At 53.4% G+C, this 19807-nt stretch carries 17 protein-coding genes; 7 read left to right on the top strand and 10 right to left on the bottom strand.

Annotated elements, in window-relative coordinates:
- Positions 1–108: 108 nt before the first annotated feature.
- Entirely contained in the window at positions 109–783 is a 675-nt protein-coding gene (locus tag ACNA0J_RS05370; RefSeq protein WP_415817187.1) for a glutathione S-transferase, read from the bottom strand.
- Positions 784–897: 114 nt separating this feature from the next.
- Here ACNA0J_RS05370 and ACNA0J_RS05365 point away from each other — a divergent pair, with 114 nt between their 5' ends.
- Positions 898–1482 carry a TetR/AcrR family transcriptional regulator gene (locus tag ACNA0J_RS05365; RefSeq protein ID WP_415817185.1) on the top strand — a complete coding sequence of 195 codons (585 nt, stop codon included), beginning with the start codon at positions 898–900 and terminating at the stop codon, positions 1480–1482.
- Positions 1483–1539: 57 nt separating this feature from the next.
- Here the strand turns inward: ACNA0J_RS05365 and ACNA0J_RS05360 are convergent, their stop codons facing one another.
- Complete coding sequence (locus tag ACNA0J_RS05360; protein ID WP_415817184.1) at positions 1540–2436, bottom strand: LysR family transcriptional regulator; 897 nt, start codon at positions 2434–2436, stop codon at positions 1540–1542.
- 110 nt (positions 2437–2546) lie between these two features.
- On the opposite strand from ACNA0J_RS05360, the gene ACNA0J_RS05355 reads away from it, so the two are divergent.
- Positions 2547–3536: an NmrA/HSCARG family protein gene (locus tag ACNA0J_RS05355; RefSeq protein ID WP_415817183.1), complete on the top strand. Its 990-nt coding sequence runs from the start codon at positions 2547–2549 to the stop codon at positions 3534–3536.
- A 511-nt stretch (positions 3537–4047) separates the two neighbouring features.
- Positions 4048–4338: a hypothetical protein gene (locus tag ACNA0J_RS05350; RefSeq protein WP_415817181.1), complete on the top strand. Its 291-nt coding sequence runs from the start codon at positions 4048–4050 to the stop codon at positions 4336–4338.
- Between the two features lie 145 nt (positions 4339–4483).
- Here the strand turns inward: ACNA0J_RS05350 and ACNA0J_RS05345 are convergent, their stop codons facing one another.
- On the bottom strand, positions 4484–5818 hold the full coding sequence (locus ACNA0J_RS05345; RefSeq protein ID WP_415817179.1) for an MFS transporter: 1335 nt from the start codon (positions 5816–5818) through the stop codon (positions 4484–4486).
- Positions 5819–5897: 79 nt separating this feature from the next.
- Positions 5898–7226: an amidase gene (locus ACNA0J_RS05340; RefSeq protein ID WP_415817177.1), complete on the bottom strand. Its 1329-nt coding sequence runs from the start codon at positions 7224–7226 to the stop codon at positions 5898–5900.
- A 163-nt stretch (positions 7227–7389) separates the two neighbouring features.
- Here ACNA0J_RS05340 and ACNA0J_RS05335 point away from each other — a divergent pair, with 163 nt between their 5' ends.
- The 4 genes from ACNA0J_RS05335 to ACNA0J_RS05320 all read left to right on the top strand — a co-directional run bounded on the left by ACNA0J_RS05335 (position 7390) and on the right by ACNA0J_RS05320 (position 12602).
- Complete coding sequence (locus ACNA0J_RS05335) at positions 7390–8451, top strand: LacI family DNA-binding transcriptional regulator (RefSeq protein ID WP_415817175.1); 1062 nt, start codon at positions 7390–7392, stop codon at positions 8449–8451.
- Positions 8452–9141: 690 nt separating this feature from the next.
- Positions 9142–10143, top strand: a complete 1002-nt coding sequence (locus ACNA0J_RS05330; protein WP_415817173.1) for a reverse transcriptase domain-containing protein — start codon at positions 9142–9144, stop codon at positions 10141–10143.
- Positions 10140–11699, top strand: a complete 1560-nt coding sequence (locus tag ACNA0J_RS05325) for an AAA family ATPase (protein ID WP_415817171.1) — start codon at positions 10140–10142, stop codon at positions 11697–11699. The genes ACNA0J_RS05330 and ACNA0J_RS05325 overlap by 4 nt, the downstream gene beginning before the upstream one ends.
- Positions 11700–11987: 288 nt before the next feature.
- Entirely contained in the window at positions 11988–12602 is a 615-nt protein-coding gene (locus ACNA0J_RS05320) for a hypothetical protein (protein WP_415817169.1), read from the top strand.
- A 138-nt stretch (positions 12603–12740) separates the two neighbouring features.
- On the opposite strand, the gene ACNA0J_RS05315 is transcribed toward ACNA0J_RS05320, so the two are convergent.
- The 6 genes from ACNA0J_RS05315 to ACNA0J_RS05290 form a co-directional block, all read right to left on the bottom strand.
- Positions 12741–13037, bottom strand: coding sequence for a DCL family protein (locus ACNA0J_RS05315; RefSeq protein ID WP_415817167.1), 297 nt, complete (start codon positions 13035–13037; stop codon positions 12741–12743).
- Positions 13038–13063: 26 nt separating this feature from the next.
- Positions 13064–15664 carry a DEAD/DEAH box helicase gene (locus ACNA0J_RS05310; protein WP_415817165.1) on the bottom strand — a complete coding sequence of 867 codons (2601 nt, stop codon included), beginning with the start codon at positions 15662–15664 and terminating at the stop codon, positions 13064–13066.
- Complete coding sequence (locus ACNA0J_RS05305) at positions 15661–16611, bottom strand: HamA C-terminal domain-containing protein (protein WP_415817163.1); 951 nt, start codon at positions 16609–16611, stop codon at positions 15661–15663. Before ACNA0J_RS05305 ends, ACNA0J_RS05310 begins: the two co-directional genes overlap by 4 nt.
- 413 nt (positions 16612–17024) lie before the next feature.
- The gene (locus tag ACNA0J_RS05300; RefSeq protein WP_415817161.1) at positions 17025–18620 is read right to left on the bottom strand and encodes a GmrSD restriction endonuclease domain-containing protein; all 1596 of its coding nucleotides are present in this window, start codon (positions 18618–18620) and stop codon (positions 17025–17027) included.
- A 339-nt stretch (positions 18621–18959) separates the two neighbouring features.
- Positions 18960–19094 (bottom strand): zinc ribbon-containing protein, encoded by a 135-nt coding sequence (locus tag ACNA0J_RS05295; RefSeq protein WP_415817159.1) that lies wholly within the window; start codon positions 19092–19094, stop codon positions 18960–18962.
- Between the two features lie 109 nt (positions 19095–19203).
- The gene (locus tag ACNA0J_RS05290; RefSeq protein WP_415817157.1) at positions 19204–19707 is read right to left on the bottom strand and encodes an SH3 domain-containing protein; all 504 of its coding nucleotides are present in this window, start codon (positions 19705–19707) and stop codon (positions 19204–19206) included.
- Positions 19708–19807: the final 100 nt, after the last annotated feature.

Here is a 19807-nt window from a genome sequence, read left to right as displayed (position 1 = left end):
CTACGCGCGGGTCCTCGTTCAGCCCCGTTTTCACACCGCCTCGGCCGAGAGCGGATATCTTCCAGTGCGAACTGGAAGATGTCCTCGCGCTTTATCTTGCGTTAAGTTCTACTGACCGATAAAGGCAGGTTGAGACGCAACGCTTGGACGCTGCATCATTCGTTCAAACCAATCTAGCAATGCCTTGCATTCAGTTGGAATATCCAGTTTGACGATTGCTGCAAACACCAAGCCGCCGATGAGAGTGATATCTGCCATCGAAAACCGCTCACCGGCAACATAAGTTTGCTGCTGCAACACCTTATCAAAGTAGTGCATGCCTCGAAGTGCCTTATCGCGCTGACGAAATCCCCATTCTGGATTTTGATATAGCTCTACCGATGGCCCCAATCCTGGCGTGCCGTGGTGGAAATACACACTAATTGCGTCCAGTAATTCGATTTCTGCGCGTTTGCTCATCATGTGGATTACACCTTGTTCCAAAGGCGTCGTACCAGTCAGGATAGGCTTGCCATCCAGCCTATCAAGATATTGAGTAATTGCGGTGCATTCAGCTATCAGCGTACCGTCCGCCAACTCCAGCACCGGCAAAGTCCCGGAGTAATTCTTCTGTTCGATGAACTCAGGCCTTTTATGTTCGCCTTTGTACAAATCAACAAGTTCAAATTTCACTTTGCTTTGCAACTGCTTTTCTGCCAGTGCGATACGTACGCGGGTTGGATAAGGTCCGACAGGAAAATCATAGATAGTCAATTGTTCATTGTTTAATGCGGCGGTTGTCATCACATGCTCCTGAGACGGCGAAAATGGAAAAAATGCCTTAACTAACAAACGTTAGGTAGATTCAAGATAAGCGCTATAATTCTTTCCGTCAATTCATTTTTCAAGGAAATTATCTTGAGCAGTGACACAGCCCAAAATTCAAGCGAAAAGATTCTGGCAGCGGCTACACGCATTGCACAGGCTCATGGCTACGGAGGATTGAACTTAAGAGCCTTGGCTGAGCAAGTTGGAATCAAAGCGGCAAGTCTGTATCACCACTTCCCAAGCAAAGCTGCTCTAGCTGCTGCGGTGGCGCGACGTTACGCGGAAGAGTCTGTGATGACACTGGAAGCGATACTGAAAGAATCTGAAGGCGCGGAAGAGTGCCTGCTTCGCTACCCCCAGACTTTTCGACGCTCCTTAGAAAACGAGAATCGGATTTGCCTTTGCAGCTTCATGACGGCTGAATACGACGATTTACCAGCCGAGGTGCAAAAGCAAGTACAAGCATTTGCAGATGTAAACGTGGATTGGCTAAGCAAAGTGCTTCAGATGGCAGGCGTGAAGCGAAAGCAGGCTGAACAACGTGCAAGAGGAATTTTTGCAGCTGTCTCTGGAGCACAGCTAATGGCGCGAGGTAGAGCTGACATCAAGCTCTTTGATTCCATCATGAAAGGCTATAGAGACGCTGGCCTCTTTTCAGCGCATAAGACGGACTGACGGCGAGACTTCAACAGTATTCGAAAGCTACGTATTCAACGTTATCTGGCGACAAAATCAGCTTGAGACTGCTGCCAGCTCTTCGCGCACCCAGCGCTGGCCGGGGTGACTGTGGTTTCGTTCGTGCCACACCATGCCTACTTCGAATCCGTCCACCGGAAACGGGCATTCGACAATCCGCAACTGACTGGCGCGATCGCGCACCAGCCGCTGGGGCACCAGGGCCACGAAGTCCGACTGCGACACGATCTCCGGCAGAAACAGGAACGACGATGTCGATAGCACTACGTTGCGCTTATATCCCTGCGCTGCCAGCGTGTCGTCTACTGGTGTGACGAAATCACCGCCGCGCAGCGACACAATGACGTGTTCGAGCTGCGCGAATTCTGCCACTGTAATGCTCCTGCGCAGCTTGGGGTGGCCACGTCGACCGATCAGCACATAGCGTTCGTCGAATAGATGCCGCGTGCGCAGGCTGGGCGCTGCGACGCCCGGCGTCATGAGCGCAAGGTCCACTTCGCCACGGGCCATCTGCGCGTCCAACTGTGGTAGATCGAGGCTGCGCAGCGCCAAGCGCACGCCTGGTGCCCGCTTGCGCAGCTGCAGCACAAGCGGCTGGGCCAGCGCAGCTTGCAGGTAGTCAGTGCAGGCGATAACCGTTGTAAGGGTCGCCTGCGCCGGGGCGAAGTCGCTGTGCTGGGACACCGTGGTGCGAACCTGATCCAGTGAGCGTCGAAGCGGATCCAGCAGATCCAGCGCCTTGGCCGTGGGCGTCATGCCTCGTTGCGCGGGAATCAGCAGCGGGTCGTCGAACATATCGCGCAGACGGCTTAGCTGCGCGCTCACCGCCGGCTGGCTCAGGTGCAGGCGATTTGCCGCCCTGGAGACGTTCTGCTCCACCAACAGGGCTTCCAGTGTGACCAGCAGATTGAGGTCCAGGCGTTTGGTATCCATAAGACGGATAGCAGGATAAAAGAATAACAATTTTACATATACCAACGACCGATCGAAACTAGGCACTCGTTCGCGAGCGCGAGCTGCTTGCCCATATCCGGAGAAACCGCATGTCCCCCATTTCACAGAAGCCCCTGATCACCGTAGCCGGCGCGTCCAGCAAACAGGGCCGCAGCGTCGCTAATGCCTTGCTGGCCAGCGGTCGTTACCGCGTGCGTGCGCTCACCCGAAGCAAGGACAGTCCCCCGATGCGCCAGTTGGCTGAGCACGGTGCCGAAGTCGTTGTGGCGCCGCTGGCGTTGGGTCATCAGGCCGCGCTCACCGACGCGATGCGCGGCTCTCATGGAGCCTTTCTGATGACGCCGCCAACCCCACCGGTGCCGCCGCCAGGTCAGCCCGAGCTGGCGCTCGGCCGTGAACTCGCCGATGCCGCGTACGCTGCGGGCGTGCAACACGTCGTGTGGAGCGGTCTGGAAAACGTCGAGATGCGGACCCGCGGTAACAAGTGGGCACCGCACTTCACCGAGAAGGCGCTGGTGGCAGAGCACATCCGCACGCTACCGCTGCGCAGCTCTTTTATCTACCTGGCGTTTTTCTACAGCAACTTCCTGGAATACTACGTACCCCGGCGCGGCGCTGACGGCAGCCTGACCTTTGCCATCTACTTGCCGCCGGACATACCCATGCCATTCGTAGACCCACTCACCGCGACTGGCCCCGCCGTGCTGGAGGTATTTGACCATCCGGAAAAATACGCCGGCAAGACCCTGCCGGTGATCGGCGAGATCCTGACGGCGCGGCAGATGGTGGACACATTCGTTCTCGTGTCAGGACAGAAGGCACATTACGCCTCGGCATACACGCGTGACGAACTGCTGCAGCACTTTCCCGAATTCGGTGCCGATGAGTACCTCGTACGCGAGCTGGTGGGCATGGTGGAATACGCGGTCGAATACGGCTACTACTCGCCCAACCGCGACGTGGAATGGAGCCGAAAGATCGACCCTGATGCGTTGACCTGGGAGCAATTTCTGCTGCGAACCAAATGGCAGGGAGAACGCGTGAGCTATGGCGCGCCAGCGGAGTCTATCCAGCCTTGAGACTGGGGCGGCCGAACTGGACGACGGCGTTGCTCAATTTGCGTCGCTTGCGGGCGAGACGAAGCCGCTGTCCCAAGGCGAAGAGCAAGCGCTGTTCTTGCGGAAAGACAACGAGCGGCTTGCGCGACATGTTTTCTATTATGGTCAATAATTCTAATTATTGTCCATAATAGCGTTAAATATGATCGAAAATTGTCCTCTGAGACAGTGGGATCCGCGGATAGACAAGGTTCTTGTCGACTTGTGAGTGGGGCAATAGCAAACTGCTAAAAAATACTGGCTCTCACACTCGAGGCTTGGAAAACATTCTCTCTAACATTGCCTGACGAAGACTGGTCTGCACGAACTATCGCATCTGCATCTGGACAGTCTGGAAGAGGGTTCTTCGCTGTTGATAGAAACGAGGTCTATGGCTTGGTCTGGTGCCTGTTACTCTGTTTCGCGGGACATTGTGGCGGCCGATACAGAGCAACGTAAAATCTCAGGCTTTCAGCCTCCACATGCTTCCCTTATGAACCTTGAACGACTGCGTCGCGAATTTCCCAACTTCGACATAACAACCCTGCCTACCCTACCCGACGGTTTCTTCGACGCGTCGAGTTACATCGATGCAGCTCCTTCGTTCGAGAACGAGGAGCGCAGCTTGAAAGTGTATGTCGACTACGCTAGCTATGCCGACCGCGAATCCGGCAGGAGCCAGCGCTTCTGCGTTTCCCGCTATGACGAGGAAGCAGGCGATTTTGAGGACGTCGCCCTGTCGACTAACGATTGGGCCGAAGTCATGCGCTTCCTGACCGCCTGAAATCCCTGGTCAGGAGCGATCGGTTTCCGCTCCGACCGTCGGATGATCGCCGTGGAGCTTATTCCGATGGAGTTCTATCTGGCTCTATGAGGGTTTGGAAGCCGCAGCGCTCGCATATCCTGGCCACGCTGCGGTCAAAATCTCATTACTTCACGGCCATCGCTGCCCAATTGGTTTGGCCCGGCCGGACAAATAGCATTGCCAGCACGCCCACTCCCGTCGCAACGGCAGCTGCAATGAACATGGACGAATAGCCATACTGCATCGTGAGATAGCCGGTCAACGTAGGCGCAACAATAGCGGCCGTATTGGCAACGGCGTGCGTCATTCCGCTGAAAGCGCCGGTGCGAGTGGCGGGCGCTGTATCAATGACGACAGCCCAAAACACTGAGTTCGGCAAAGAATTAATCGCGTTGGCCAAGGTCAACAAACCAACGGCCACCCATACCGTCTCTGCTTTCGACACGAAGAAAAAGCACACACTGGTGCACAACAGGCAGACAGCAGCAAATAGGCTCCGAGCTTTTACGAGGCTGCCCGTGGACTTGTATATAGCGTCAGAAATCTTGCCTCCTAACAACACGGTGAAGCAAGCACCGACCCAGGGAATCATCCCCATGTACCAGAGTGACGAGAGATTGAAATGGAATTGATCCTCGAGATACTTTGGTGTCCACGTCAGCAGCAGGAAGTTGACGTACATGAATGAGAAATACGCCAACGCATTGAGCACCAAGGTCCGGCTTTTAAAGTATGACCACCAAGGCACACGCACGGATGCGCTGTCATCGGCGTTGCCCGGCTTGGCTTGCTCTTCTTTTGCTTTTTCCTGAGCCAAGTAAGCTTTTTCTTCGTCTGAGATGTACTTGTTGCTCTGAGGAGTATCAGTGAACACGCGCATCAAGAAGAAAAGAACGACCAGCGACACCACCCCGAGGATGATGAACATCGCCCGCCAGCCGCCCGTGGCGTACTGTAAACCAGAGGCGATCGGTGCTGTCAGCAAAGCGCCCAATGGCGTGCTGACCAAACCCAGGGCCACGACAAAGCCGCGCTCTTTAGGTGCTGCCCAGCGGGAAATGCTCTTGTTGATCGCCGAGTACGCGGGCCCCTCGGCGAAGCCGAAAACGATCCGGATGACCGCGAAACCGGCCAACGCAGACCCGCCGAACATCGCAACCCCGAGATCGCCTGCATAGGCTGTAGCCATGGCGAGAATAGACCAACTGCCCGCTGCCCAAAGCCAGACTTTTCGAGGCCCCAAGCCGTCAGCCAGGAATCCGCCGCACAGCGCGCCGAACAGATAGCCGTACCCAAAGTATCCGAGCAGAGCGCCCCATTGCGCCCTGTTCAATCCGTATTCCGAGGTGATGCTCGCCGCCGCATACGACATGGCGCCGCGATCAATGTAGTTCAGCAGCGCAAGCAGCATGATCAACAAAAATATGTTGTATCGGCGCCTTGGTTCTATGGTGCTCATTTTGTTTTCTACCCTTTTTTTGATCCTGTTGGCAAAACCGTTTCGGCCTGCGTTTTCGATTTGGTCAGTATTGAGTCAATCAAATCCGATTGGCGGACTCGAGCACGGCGCCGACTTGGTACAGCGTGGCTTCATCGTGATACCGGCCGATCAATTGCATGCCATGCGGCAATCCGTTTGTCTCGCCGAAAGGCACTGACAGGCTCGGATGGCCAGAGAGATTTGTCGGTGCTGTCAGTCGCGTGATCAACCAAAAAGTCGGATGCGCAGTACCGTCCACCAACGTTTCCCGTTCGTCGATCCGCGGCGCAGGCACACCACATGTCGGGCTCAACAGAATGTCCACATCGGCCAAAGCCGCATCGAATGCCGACTGTGCCGAATGGCGTTGCGCCATCGCGCCTAGATAATCAGCCGCCGACACGTCTGCCCCGGTCATTAAGCGAGTGCGAACCTCTGGCAGATAGGGTTTATTGGCATCCAGCGCTGCCCGGTGTGTTGCATAGGCCTCTGCACGCAGAATCAACTGCTGGTTGTCGTAGATCGCCTGCGTCTCTGGCACCTCGATATCGACAACACGCGCGCCGGCTGCCTCCAGAGCCTCTCGCGCACGGCGCACACTTGCCTGCACGTCATTACTGACAAAGTCGGCGAAATAGCCTCCGAGCACGCCGATCGTCATACCTGCGATGGGTTTTCCGACCTTTTCGGCGTAGCGGCCAGGCGCAGCGCCGCTCAATACTTCGAGGACCAGGGCGTTGTCCAGAATAGTCGCGCTCAAATGGCCTACATGATCGAGCGTGGGGCTCAGCGGAAATACACCGGTGCTAGGCAACAAATCAACGGTCGGCTTCAGTCCCACCACGCCACAAAACGCTGCCGGCAAACGCACCGAAGCACTGGTGTCCGAACCCAAAGCGGCCAGGCAGAGACCTGCCCCGACGGCGGCAGCCGAACCACTGCTGGATCCACCCGACACGTGCTCAACGTTTCGCGGGTTACGTACCGGCCCGAAGTCCGACCGATCACCCGTGGATCCATACGCAAATTGGTGCGTGTTGGTTTTGCCAAGCACCACCGCGCCCGCGTTGCGCAAACGTTGCGCCACCAGCGCGTCCGTGCTGGCGACGTTCTCGGCGTATTGGGTCGAGCCCATGGTGGTGCGCATTCCCGCCACATCGATGAGATCCTTGATCGCCACGGGGACGCCGTGCAGAGGCCCCAGCGCTCCGCCGGCCGACATTACCTTGTCGCACAGCTCTGCGGTTGCCAGGCTCGCCTCTCGATCCACCGAGATGAAGCTATTCAGCTCGGATTGCCCAATTTGCTCCAAATAGGTCTGGACGACCTCGGACGCGGTGCCCTGCCCCGAGCGATACGAAGCTAGAAGTTGATTGATATTGCCCACGATTTCCTCTGCACAACAATTTACCCAAACGATTGGGCTGAAGTTTCACGCAAAGATACATGTGCTATCAAGCATGGTTTACCCTAACGTTTGGGTAAATTTAGGTGCGTTTGTGATCTGGGGTGGCTTGGTATCATTTGGGATTGATTCAACCCTTTGTCCAATGAAACAAGGCCCTGTCACTCTGAGCGCGCTCGCGCGGCTGCTAAACGTGCACGTATCCACCGTCTCGCGCGTGCTGAACGGCTCAGACGAGGATGCAAAATCGGCAGCCGCGCCCGAAACCGTCCAGCGGATCCGGGACCTGGCTAAACAACTCAACTACAGGCCGAATCCGAACGCCATTGGGTTGCGAACGCAGCGCACACGCACGATAGGCGTGCTGGTGCCGCAACTGTCTGACATCGTGGTCGCCATGATTTACGAGGGCATAGACGCGGCGGCCGTGCAGGCGAATTACCAGACATTTGTTTCGAACACCCAGGACATCCCTGCCCGGCAACGTGAGTTGGGAGAGTCGGCTTTGGCGCGACGGGTGGATGGAATCATGTTTGCAGATGCGCGGTTGGATGATCCCTACTTCATTGACGAGATTGCGAAACGAGGCATCCCGATGGTACTGGTGAGCCGCCGATTGGGGCAACACTGCTCTGTCACGTGTGATGATTTTGAAGGTGGGCGGTTAGCGGCTGATCATCTGGTAGGGCTGGGGCATAGGGATATTGCCGTGCTTGCGGGACAGGCACATGCGAGCACTGGGGTGGATCGCACGGCTGGGTTTGTGGCCAGGTGCGAGGAGCTCGGGGTTGATATCGATAAGGCCTGGCGGCCTACTAGCCCGTTTAATACTGAAGCTGGCCGGAGCGTGGGAGAAAGACTGCTGAGTGGATCGCGAAAGCCGACGGCGTTTTTCGCAGTGAACGATTTTTTGGCTATCGGGCTGATGGGGGCTCTGCGGGATTATGGGATGACGCCGGGGTCGGATGTGGCGGTGGTGGGATATAACGATACGCCTGTGGCTGCGGATTTGCCTATTAGCTTGACGTCAGTGCGGTCGCCTATGCATGAGATGGGGTATAGGGGGGCTGAGTTGTTGATTGAGCAGATGAGGGGGAGTAGGCCGGAGTCGGAGAGGTTGGCGCCGGAGTTGGTTGTTCGGCAGAGTAGCGGGGGGGGTATTGGCGGATGGACTTGGCGCGGGGCTTCCGCACTGAGGCCGCCATGAACCAGTTTGCTATCCTCTTCGGAGATCGCTTTACTGATGCGCGTGGATAACAACTTTTAAAACGCCTCGCCCACAAAAATACGGACACTCCCAGGAGTGTTTATGTCTCGCACACAAAATCGCGGTTAGGCCCACTTTCGATAAAAAACTACTTCACAGCGTCATCGACGAAACAACAATCAACCCATGATCGCCCATGGAACCCTCGTGTGAGGTAGAGGCACGATGCCACAACAGGAACTGCCGGATTCCTCATCCGAGCTGAAGAATTAGCTACTGGCGACTAAGATGATTGTGCAACGCCACCATAGTGATGTAGCACTCTTGCAAGCGTCAATTGCCCACCTAACAGGCTGCCCCCCGCCCCGCCTAGCCGGCATTTACGAACAGCCGAAGCGGGCCCATTGTCATCCAACTACAAAGATTTACAATGGGGAAATCGAGCTCATGCTCAAGACGGGGTCAGGGTAGGGGATCGGGAGGCGGCGGCGCAATCTGGTTTGTTGGATCTACTATTGCGTGGCTTGAATTTGATTCAAGCCNCGCAACCAGGTTGGGTAGAATTAGACGGCCTAGAGGTCAGCAAAATGACTGGAGCTACTCCTAGTCACTGACATGCACTGATTATATAACTACAAAGCGGATTGACGCAATACGTCCCAACGTTGCCCACTCAATACTAAAGCGACTATGACAAAACAACCTTTGCAAAAGCTCTTTGACGCGATGTATCACGGCAAGTTTAGTTTTCATGACTTTTTGCAAAGCCCCGTTGAGACGAATTACGAAATAGCTGCGGGCAATGCATCTGGAAGCAGAACGCTTTTCAAGCCTAAAGAAAATCTCAAGACGTACCACCGATTCCTGAATTTATTTCTATTTGAGCTTTTGCCGATCAACGAACGGGTCGTATTCTCCTACCGAAAAGGCTTTAGTGCCGTCAATGCCGTCCAAAAGCATACCAAAAGCAAATATTTCTTTCAAACGGACATTAAATCTTTTTTCGACTCCATTGATAGATCATTGACGCAGAAAACCATCCTTGCTGGCGAAGAATGCTGCCCCATTGAAGATCTTCACAAACACATTGATCGAATCGTTGATCTTGTCTGCGTTGGCGACTCACTCCCCGTCGGACTGCCCGCGTCAGCACCATTAAGCAACGCCGTCCTAGTTAATTTCGATCACGAACTAGAGCAACTCTGCGAACAGCGGGAGCTTATTTATTCAAGATATGCTGATGACATCATCATTTCCGGACAAAAGCATGAGCACCTACTTGACCTAGAAGTGCTAGTGCAGGAAACGTTACATCAGTTTTGCTCTGAGAAATTCTTTATTCACTACGGAAAAACACGATTCTTCCAAGTTGGAGGTAAGGTAAAAATCCTTGGAATGATGATTCTTCCTACCGGAAAAATTAGTGTTGACACGAAGAAAAAAAATGACTTGGAAGTCTTAATTCATTTTTACTTAAATGATCGCGGGCGGTTTAAAGATATGGTCAATAAGAACAAGAAGCGCTCGGAATCTGATGAAGAACTATCCGAAGATGACTACATCGCTTATTTGAGCGGGAATATCAATTACGTAGATTCTATTGATCCGGCTTATACAGATAAGTTGCGCAGAAAGTTTGGATCGACAACTATCGATATACTCAAATATAGCGGATTCGCAAAAGAAAAATGAAATTAGACATCTCGATTCGAAATGTTCAGCATATTAAGAAGATAGAGTTTTCTTTCGATTTGGCCGACAAATCCTTGGTTTGTATCACCGGAAAAAATGGATCCGGGAAGACAATGCTCATCAAGGCGATTGGCAACCTAATCAATGCAGATATATTATCGAAAACAAGCGCGCCCAAGATCGTTTCAGATAACAGCGAAATTCACTATGAAATTGGCGGACAAAGCATTGTTTTCAAATACAACAAAAAACTCAAAATGCTCGACTCGCGGGATACGCTGTCGAAGGCTCTGAAGGATAAGCTATCAGTAGAGCTTCCGATTCCCTACGGAGAACGCTTCAACTTCTTCCAAAAAATCAGTGGTATCGATAATGATATTCGGCGCCAAGTTGTACTTCAACGATATTCCAGGCCCACTGAGCTCATCGAGTTCTTGAAAGCCATCTACGCCACAAATAAGTTTGACAACCTCGTAGAGATACAAGTAAAGAATGTTCCATATTACGTTATTCCGTATGAGGACAATTACTACTTGCGCGAGGACTATTTTAGCTCGGGCGAATACTTCCTTATTAGCCTGTACCGGCGCATTCGCTCAAGGTACTTGGCTGTTTTTATCGATGAAATCGACATTTCATTGGATGCTGCGGCACAAGTTCGCTTAGTTGAGTGGCTGAAGAAATTTAAGGAAATCTACAAGACGAAGTTCATCTTCACTACCCACTCCCTAGCCATGATGCGAACAGTCTCTGATGATCTGTTTTGCATGGAGGAGCAAGCTGACGGAACGATCGCTATTGAAAAAAGGTCTTATGGATTCATCAAAAGCACCTTATTCGGGTTTAATGGATGGGAAAAATACATCCTCACAGAAGACGAGGTGCTTAAAGACTTTCTCCGATATTTGATTGAGCAACGCTGCATGAGGCCGTTTTATCAACTCAAAATAATTTACGTCGGGGGAGGCACGAATACAGCCGATCTAATGCAGAGAAATAAGATTGAGAAATTTTTCTCAGACGAACACAAAAATGTCATGGTTGTATTGGACGGCGACCAAAAAGGGAAAGCGCACGCAAAGAAGGAAAATGTCTACTGCATTCCCATTGAGAGTGTTGAAAAGGAGCTACTTACCAGATGCCTCTTAGGTGAATTCTGGGACACGGCCAGATTCCGAGCACTCATTGAAGATCATGAACGGCTAGCCGATTTCATGCAGAAAAAAAACAATGGCACAAAGAACCTGCTCAAAGTGTGGTTCTATAAGTTCCTCTTGCTATTCAAAAAAAATACCGAGTTGCGGAGAAGGCTCAGTTCTGCCCGAGGAGAACCCATTAAAGAGAGGGATTTCTCAAACGCAGGGAAACGACTATTTAAGTATTTAACTCAGCACGAATATACCCAGCAGCAAATCTTCGAATTCCTGATTGAGAAAAATCTCACGGGAATTTCAGCATTGCAACGTACTGTCGAAGAATTCCTGTCTGCTCGTACCAAAACAAAAGAAGAAGTTCAAGCTATCGAACCAATTGCCTCCCCTCAGCAAGTCACTTAGGATTGGCTATAAAGCCCCCTCCGAAAAGTCCGGCCAATCAACACTAATATTTCTCATTACATAAAAGTTCATTGTCTAATGCTTGGCACCCGCTTGTCGTTTTTACGTTCAGCGGCCGCTTTCGATCCAAAGCGATCTGCGGCCTTGCGTATTTTGATGACCACTTTGAGCCGCTCTTCCCTCGGCGGCAGTTCTAATCACGCCGTAATGAGGCCAAAATAGACGTCAAGCTGCAAGGTGGCCTGTAAAGTTCTCATTCCATTGCGAATCATGTTCCCGCCAGCTAACATGATCGCCATGCAGGCGATGAACTTTCAAAATAAAACGAAGAAAGAGCTCGAGGCAATGCTGTCGATCCAGGCGGATTTGAATAGAGCCGAAAGATCTCTGGACGCGATTCGTCAAAACTACGCCACTTCGTCTGAGGTGATGGCAGCCTTGTATACGCAGTTTCTTGTCTCCTACGTACGTTCGTTCGCGAGCGGTCGGAGAAAGGGATTACGTGAGGACATCTTCACTGATCGGGAACTCCTCGCCATTCACAGAGAGCTCAAGGGCGTGCGCGATCGACACATCGCTCACCCTGTGAGCGATCACGAACAATGCGTTGTGCTTGCGGCCGTTCCCGAGCCAAGCCGCAACGAGCTTGTCGGACTCGGGGTCAGGTATTGGTTCTTCGTAGCGGACGCGCCAGAGAAGTTGAGCGAATATCGTAGGCCTCTTGAATTTGCCCTCTCCCATGTCAATGCTGAGGCCGAGCGACTCGGCGATCAATTGGCTCAAGAGCTCCTGGGTGAAGGTCATACATGGGAGTCCGCCCAGGGCGCCTTCTGGTCGGTGCTGTCTGCCGAAGATGTGTTTGGCCCGGGCGCAGACGATGCAATGGGGCAGGCACAAAGGTAATCCCCTGGGAGAGATCCTAACCCCGCACACATTACCGAAGTTCCCGCAGTCTGCAAGCAAGTGCGTGATGACAGCTGATATAGGCATATGAGCTATCACTTTTAGTGCCGTGAACGAGTGCGGGCAACGCTATTTCGCTTAGCTACCGTGGATGGAGCCGGTAATGGAAAACTTTTCGGTCGTTCCATCAGGACGATTCACCCAGAAGCACTTCGTGCCGAAGTCAGCAGTTCGAACACTGAAGTCGGTAATGCCGCAACCAATTTTTGCGGCGGCATTTGGATGGCGCTCCAGCGCCGCTCGCAGAATCACTGCGTCGTCGGCGTTGACTCGATCGCCCACGTCATACCGGTGGAGCATCGCCTTCAAGTATTTGACAGCATCCCCCCTCCTGTCGAACTGCAATGGGCCGAGGACAATAGGCTTTGCGGGCATGTGTAACCTCCGATTCAGTGGTGGTATTACGTGGCTATGTCGCCAGGCAGCGTGAGACGTTCGCGCACCTCGCGGATGATGATGGCTGGGACACCCATTGTTTGGAGCTGACCCACACGCTCGGCAATCCACGCTACGCATTCCTCTCTGCTGAGGTCATCGCGGGCAATCTTCTCGTACAAAACAACGGCGCTCATGCGGGAAAGGCCAAGCTCCATGAGCGAGAGAAGTGTCGTCGACGAAACACCGAACTCAAGCTGCGTTCCGATATCCAAACCGTCGTCAATTAAATCTTCGCGGCCAATCTCACGCAGATGCAAGTGCAGCACATCCATATAGGCTGAAAGGTACTTTGGCGCCCTGAAGCGAGCGATCTGTTCCACCAATTCCATCGTGCCGCGGATCAAGTCCGGGAGTTTGAAAGACCTCCCGGTGTTTTGGTGCCATTCGATGCTATCTCGGATGATCCTAGCCAACGAATACCCCTTTAGCCATTTGACGACGATCAACGCATATAGCCTAATACGGCTATCAGGGGCGAAGGCTAGAAACATGTGCTTGTTAATCCTTCCCATAATCGTTATGAACCGGTCGTAGCTGTCATTGCTCGCCACCTCGGCCAAGAGCAGGTTTTCGACATCACCGCCATATGAACGGAAAGCGTCAAGAAGGCGCTGTAGACCAACCGCGCTAACCCCTGGGTGCCGAGCGGCCAGATCAACGTCGATTTCGATCTGCGCTGCCAAGGCACCTAGAGCCTGATCGAGCTTCGCAATCGACGCAGCGTCATGGCGCTTCGAGAGGCTGGCCGCTGATATAGAGCCAAGCCGCATGAAAGTGGTGAGCAGATACGCGCCAACCTGTTCGAATTTATCCGTGTCCTCAATGCTGGAAATATCCGATAACCCACGCTCGGATAGATAGTCCGCCATACCGTCGCCAAGGTCGAGAACAGCGTCGCTTTCGCGCTTAATGGGATAGCGTGCGCGGCTGGGCACACCACTGGGCCAAGCCTGCGTGTCCTCCGGATCGATACAGATGATGTTTCCTTGGAACTCATCGCCCCATCGGCCTGCGCGGCCAGCCAGGTTCCAGAAGTCGTGCGGCTCCATCGGATGGCCTTTCCCTTTTCGCGGTCCACGCACAACGATTGTGCGACACGACAGGTTCACGCCCTCGATCAGAGTTGAAGTACATACAAGGAAGCGAATTTTTCCTAAACGGAACAGCCGTTCTATCTCCAGCCGGAGCAGCGATGGCATGTTGCCGTAGTGGAACGCCACCCCTCGCTCAACTAACGGTGCAAGCCGAAAGTCCTGGTGCACGCCCTTCCGAGCAAGCTCGGCGAGTTCTAAGAGCTCCGAATCGACGGGCCTAAGCTTGGGGAGAAGCTGACTGATCAGATCGGCGACCTCTTCCGCCTCTCCGGCGCCATTCGTGTAAACGAGCGTCCCCCCCCTCTCGCCGACCGCTGCGGCGATAAATGCAAGACGCTTCTTGAGTCCATCCGGCGTGCTCGCGAGCTGAAGAGTCCCCACTGGAAGTGTTGACCCCTCGTGTCGAAGAGTAAGCGTCCAGAGCTTCGATTTTCGTGGCACCTGGGTCGCGACCATGAGGTTCTGAAGGACAGTGGAGGAGTCGCTATCGACGGCGACGGTCTGTACGCCATCAGGGGCATCCGTAAGTAACTCTTCCGGGTTCTGGGTCGCCGGGCTGATAAATACAGCCTTCAACTTTGGGTTAGCACGGGTAGCCCGCTCTATTGCATCCTGCAAAATCACGCCCCGCTGGTTGTCACCGATCTTGTGCGCTTCGTCCACGATGAGCAGATCGATCGAAAGCACGTCACTGAGGACGTTGGCGAGAAAGTGCAACCGTTCCTGTGTGAATACGAGAATCACTCGTGCGCCGCCAGCGCGAGCAGCTCTGTACTTATCAGGAAGGGGAAGAGACGACACCTCAATCACCTCGGTATTACCTAGGAGTCTCTTGAGACTGGTTTCTATCTCGGAGACCAGCGCGCGGGTCGGCGCGAGGTAGACGGCCACCCGCGCCTCACGCGCAATCACTTGGTCGATCAGCCACTGAAGCACGAGAAACGTCTTGCCAGAGGCGGTAGGCGCAGATGCCGAGAGCCAGCGTTCCCCGCCCGCATTGCTCCAGAAGCGTTGCTGAAAATCGTTTACTTGTAGCCAAGCACCACTCGATTGCACCAAGATGGAGCGGTCCATCTCGCGGCGCTGAGCTTCGAGACGCAACGCGACGCCCAGCCGCCCGTCAATGTCAGCTGCCAGCAGGCCCCGATTCGTGGCTAACGCGATGGCCCGGAAGTTGGAGAGCTTACCCAAGAGGACGGCACCCGCGTCTTTGAGTGCTTGACCGTTCGCCAGAGAAATTGCAGCGGTTGCGATCCGGAGCGCGGCTTCTTGATCGTGCCTTCGATCGGATCGCGCCAGAATGCTACCAGCGAGCAACAATCTGGGCCAATCAATCGCCGTGGCGGACGGTGCGGACGGATCTGGCGCCAGATTATCTAGTTCGTTACGTACTGTGAGTTGTGTAATTGCATCGAGATCGTCTCGGACGCCTTCCTGGAGCAGCCAGGATTGGAGGTCAGCGAGGCTCATTGTTCCTTGATCCCCATCGCCTTGAGGAACGCGGTGCGGAAACCTTCGGCTGAAGGTAGAGGGATACAGAACATCTCGATTTCCATCTGGGCAAGATTCTCCAATTTGAGCCGTTCTCCAATGCTATTGCGCCAACCAGTAAGTTCCGTGCGGGATGCCTTGATTATCTCCTCAGCAACCGCCTTCACATTGGCTTCTGGGTAGAATGATGCGTCGAAGCCTACAAGGGCCACGCCGCAGTACTGGACCCGCTTCGACATGACCGACGACTTGTCAAAATAGTTCTTGAGCGCATCGGTGAGAACTGGGTTACTAAGGTCGGCCTTGTCGCTCAGGAGTATCAGGTCGCGCTCCCGCCCCGCCTCCTCATGTTCGAGTTCGATCAAGAAGGGGGCGAGGGAATTGAGGCAGGCACGAATCGCAGCGCTCGCATTCCCGTAGATTTTTGATTCACCCCAGTAGAGCTTTAATACTCCTTCCGGCGTCACCCCGGCATACACCCCATCCGCGCCGTGATAGTGCATTCGCGTGTCCGTCTTGAGATCCATCTTGCAAAGAATTTGTGGCAACTTGAGGAAGCGCTCCGTCAGTAGGAACAGCAACATCTCGCCACCCTCGCCGGTGTTCGCTAAATCGGTAAATGAGCGTTTGGCCCGCTCGACGAGTTCGGTGACTGCCTCGGTGCTATTGAACCTATGGTCGCGCGCCTTCGCATCGGCGAGCTTCGAGCGCGGGATCGCATAGTCAACGACGGCGTTCCGCATGAACTCCGCCAGTCGATGCGGTTGAACACGGCCATTCCCATCCACCGAAAGACAGTGACAGTGGATCTTGACTGAATGTCCCTCAATGGGGACGTCTCGCTCCACCAGCGTAAGATGAACTTCAAGTGCTTCTGGATTTCCCGTTAAAGCAGATTCGAGATCAGTGGCAGTGATGGTCGACAAACGGCCTCCATATCGTCCACCCGTCTCCCACAGACGGGCAACGAAAGAAAATGTAACCGAACATACCTCCATAGTCCCCGAAATGGCGCCTAAGGCGCTTTAAGCAGGAGATTAAGTCGGTCGAATCACAACATAATTGCTCCTCTGCCGAGCTCGTACCTCTCGGTTGATGGCCATGATTGCATAACAACATCCATGCCATTCAACTGATACCCGATGACCCGTGTTGGGACAGTCCATGCAGCACTTGAAATTGAGATCAATGGAGTCCTGCATTGGTAGGTAGATCACCAGGCTACGATAATGTTTCAAACTTCTTCGTATTTCGCATGCTTGATTCGGTCTGACAGCGGCTGTTGCATCGCAGATTTCGGATGAGTGAAAACTGGAATTAGGCGTCACTTTGTCACGTTTCATCCAATAATGAGCTTGGTGACGTGATCCGTCAGAATCTTGCCGCGCTCATTTATAAAGTCAGTGTAGGTCGCTCTTCCATAGTCGAAGTTAGACGGAGCAGGAAGAAGGTTCGACGCGAAGACCACATCGCAATTGGCGCCCAACGATGCAACCAGCGGCGGCACGTACTTTGACGGCGGGTTGTCCGAAATTGTCTTGTTAGAAGCAGATGTCAACATGACAATGTTGACCAGAACGTTGGAAGATTCACTCTCCCCAATCGCTTTGAGATAGGCTCTCGGATAGACGTGGTGGTACTCTTTCTTGTTGTATGACGACAAGGCGTGCTGCACATCCACATTCATTCCGTTTGGGAGGTTCTTGGGGCCTGCTGCTGCAAGTGCCAAGATGAACGCGCGTGAACGAGAAACATTGCTTTTGAACTGTGTCTTGCCCCATTCAGCCGGCTGCGGAACGGAACCAAACTGTTCAGCTTCACCCCTGCCTTCAATAACGTAGGTCGCGACGTTTTCAAGGTCCTTGGAGACGAAATTCTCTCCCCCGACCTTGTATCTCTCGCCAAACGACGCGCGCCAGAACCACTGGCGTAACCGTGCCGACTGTTCCGCAGAGAGATGTTTTGTCTCCCGGAAAATGTAGGTAGTGATGATAAGTACAGCCTCGTATGACAAGAAGTCCCAACTGTGTATCTTGAACTGGGTGCTAAGTGCATCGACGGCGTGTTGTAGTGCAGCTTCTGTCTTCGAAGCCAGTGCGTCGATCTCTGCGGTCGTCAGGTTGCGCAGGTCACGCAACGCCTTGTCTTGAATAGCCCCAAGGTGGATTGCCGATACCGACTTGAGAATCGTGGAGCGTTCCGTCTCTCCGTAGCCTTTAGCGTCAACGGAGGCGAGGATCGCACTGACTTTCTCGTTAAGATCGAAGTCTTCCGCCCAGGTAGCCGCAACCATGAGATCGTAGGTTGATAGCCTTGTGCCAGAGCTATTGATTCGCTCGAAGATTGGGCAAACCTCGTCGATTGTGAGGTCCTTCAGCGTTACTACAGGCAGCTTATATTGAGTAAAAGCTGCAATGAGCTCGTCAAGTCTCTGCTGAAGCAACTGTGCATTCGGGAGTGTCAACAGCGAAGTTCGAAAGTTCAGTAGGCTCGTGGTGTTGAATAGTTTCCGCAGGGGAAATATCTCCGGCTTTGTGGCCCCAGATTTCAGCTCGACAAACGTCTCTTCGCTCAGGTCGTATCCGGCTTTGTATCCGTCAGCGTTCTCCGGCGCCCCCAGGCATGAATATATGACCGTGAGGCGTTGTTGGCCGTCTAGAACGTAGCTGGTAGGAGTGAGGTCATCAGTCTTCGGAAGTTGAAAGACTCCAATATCGCGTGCGGCGTGGAGCTTGTCTTTGGTCTTCCAGAGAAGAACACTTCCAATCGGATAGCCGTTCGCCACTGAGTCGAGGAGGTCCAGCGCTTGACCATCCTTCCAAACGAATTTTCGCTGGAACTGTGGAATCTTGACTTCGCCTTTCTTGATATCAGCTACTAGCTGACTGAAATAATAAGTCTCGGTAGTGAGTTGTGAAGATAGATCTGCCTTCATGCACAGCGCTCCGGAAAATCGAAGTTGACGCGAGTACGACGCGGAGGGGATTGGGAGGTAATCAATCCTGTTCTTTGGCGGCAAGCTTGCGCGCATATGTGAATGCAATACACATTGCAAGGTGACATGGACATATGGCGCCCGCCTAACCTGAAAGCATCACGTTTCTGCCAAACGGCTGCTATTGTGCTGCCGGTCCTGGCTGATAGCAGATGGCGATACCTGCGCGGCAGCTCTGTTAGTTTGGTAAAGATGTTTACACCCGCAAGACGCCAGTGGCCCACTTTGAGTAGTGTCCGTTTGATTAGATAACTGAACGAGCGTCATTCCCTTAATGAATTAAGGTCGAAACTCAGTCCCATGACATTTCGGGCATGGCGGCAAGACATCAGAGTTATCGTCAAGAAAAATCCGTTGCCCGCAGCTAATACAAACGTATGTCCCTCTTCCAGGCTTCTCTCCGGTAGTCGACATTTTCTTCTCCTGTGAAATGTATAGTCCATAATTAAATTCACCGTGGCCGGACTAACTCCCTCGGTTCTTTTTCTCTAATAACAATTCGCCAATCGCAATTTCCAAATCCCTATCGATACCGCTTATTGCCTCCAGACGTGATGCAATACCTGCCCCCTCTCGGCCCGAAGCAATTGCTAGAGGATGAACAAGGGCATCCTCCCGAATACGTTGATGTGAGGCGATTAATACGAGGAGATGACGACGTGCTTTGCTGTAGCAGCGCGGAGCTTTTCTTCGGCGCGTCTTTCTGCAAACAATTCCGATCCGAACAAAGATGCGTCATTGATACCCAGCGTTCCGACTGACCATCTGGAGTAATACGCCCCCAGTCCCCCTGACGCACGTACACTTTCACTGAAACCCCTCGCATTAGGCTTCCAACCACGGTGCCGTTAGGTGATGCGCGTTGCTTCAATGATGACGGTCGAGCAAAAAACTCTGGCTCCGGGACGTGTGCCGTCCTCGGATCGACAATAGGGGCAGTAGCGGCAACATGTGTAGAGGCAGTACTCGTGACGTTCGACACGGGAGCCTTTTGCACTGTTTTTTTCTCAGAGCAATTGCCAAGCATCGTAAGCGTCCGGCCATCCCATATTGACACGCCCGCATAAGCGGGCGTTGCTGTTTATGGTGTTTGCGGTTGCCAGTTATGCGGCAGTAATTGATCGATC

It is taken from the genome of Bordetella tumbae, assembly GCF_965139195.1.
GTDB classification, from domain to species: domain Bacteria; phylum Pseudomonadota; class Gammaproteobacteria; order Burkholderiales; family Burkholderiaceae_B; genus Bordetella_A; species Bordetella_A tumbae.
The sequence above is the reverse complement of the archived record's forward strand: the minus strand, read 5'-3'. Positions and strand labels throughout refer to the sequence as shown.

Bases quoted from the DNA above. Each gene is read 5' to 3' on its own strand.
- ACNA0J_RS05360 (WP_415817184.1), bottom strand. From the start codon at position 2,436: ATGGATACCAAACGCCTGGACCTCAATCTGCTGGTCACACTGGAAGCC.
- ACNA0J_RS05335 (WP_415817175.1), top strand. From the start codon at position 7,390: ATGAAACAAGGCCCTGTCACTCTGAGCGCGCTCGCGCGGCTGCTAAAC.
- ACNA0J_RS05370 (WP_415817187.1), bottom strand. From the start codon at position 783: ATGACAACCGCCGCATTAAACAATGAACAATTGACTATCTATGATTTT.
- ACNA0J_RS05300 (WP_415817161.1), bottom strand. From the start codon at position 18,620: ATGAAGGCAGATCTATCTTCACAACTCACTACCGAGACTTATTATTTC.
- ACNA0J_RS05310 (WP_415817165.1), bottom strand. From the start codon at position 15,664: ATGAGCCTCGCTGACCTCCAATCCTGGCTGCTCCAGGAAGGCGTCCGA.
- ACNA0J_RS05320 (WP_415817169.1), top strand. From the start codon at position 11,988: ATGATCGCCATGCAGGCGATGAACTTTCAAAATAAAACGAAGAAAGAG.
- ACNA0J_RS05345 (WP_415817179.1), bottom strand. From the start codon at position 5,818: ATGAGCACCATAGAACCAAGGCGCCGATACAACATATTTTTGTTGATC.
- ACNA0J_RS05355 (WP_415817183.1), top strand. From the start codon at position 2,547: ATGTCCCCCATTTCACAGAAGCCCCTGATCACCGTAGCCGGCGCGTCC.
- ACNA0J_RS05325 (WP_415817171.1), top strand. From the start codon at position 10,140: ATGAAATTAGACATCTCGATTCGAAATGTTCAGCATATTAAGAAGATA.
- ACNA0J_RS05330 (WP_415817173.1), top strand. From the start codon at position 9,142: ATGACAAAACAACCTTTGCAAAAGCTCTTTGACGCGATGTATCACGGC.
- ACNA0J_RS05350 (WP_415817181.1), top strand. From the start codon at position 4,048: ATGAACCTTGAACGACTGCGTCGCGAATTTCCCAACTTCGACATAACA.
- ACNA0J_RS05295 (WP_415817159.1), bottom strand. From the start codon at position 19,094: ATGTCGACTACCGGAGAGAAGCCTGGAAGAGGGACATACGTTTGTATT.
- ACNA0J_RS05315 (WP_415817167.1), bottom strand. From the start codon at position 13,037: ATGCCCGCAAAGCCTATTGTCCTCGGCCCATTGCAGTTCGACAGGAGG.
- ACNA0J_RS05290 (WP_415817157.1), bottom strand. From the start codon at position 19,707: ATGCTTGGCAATTGCTCTGAGAAAAAAACAGTGCAAAAGGCTCCCGTG.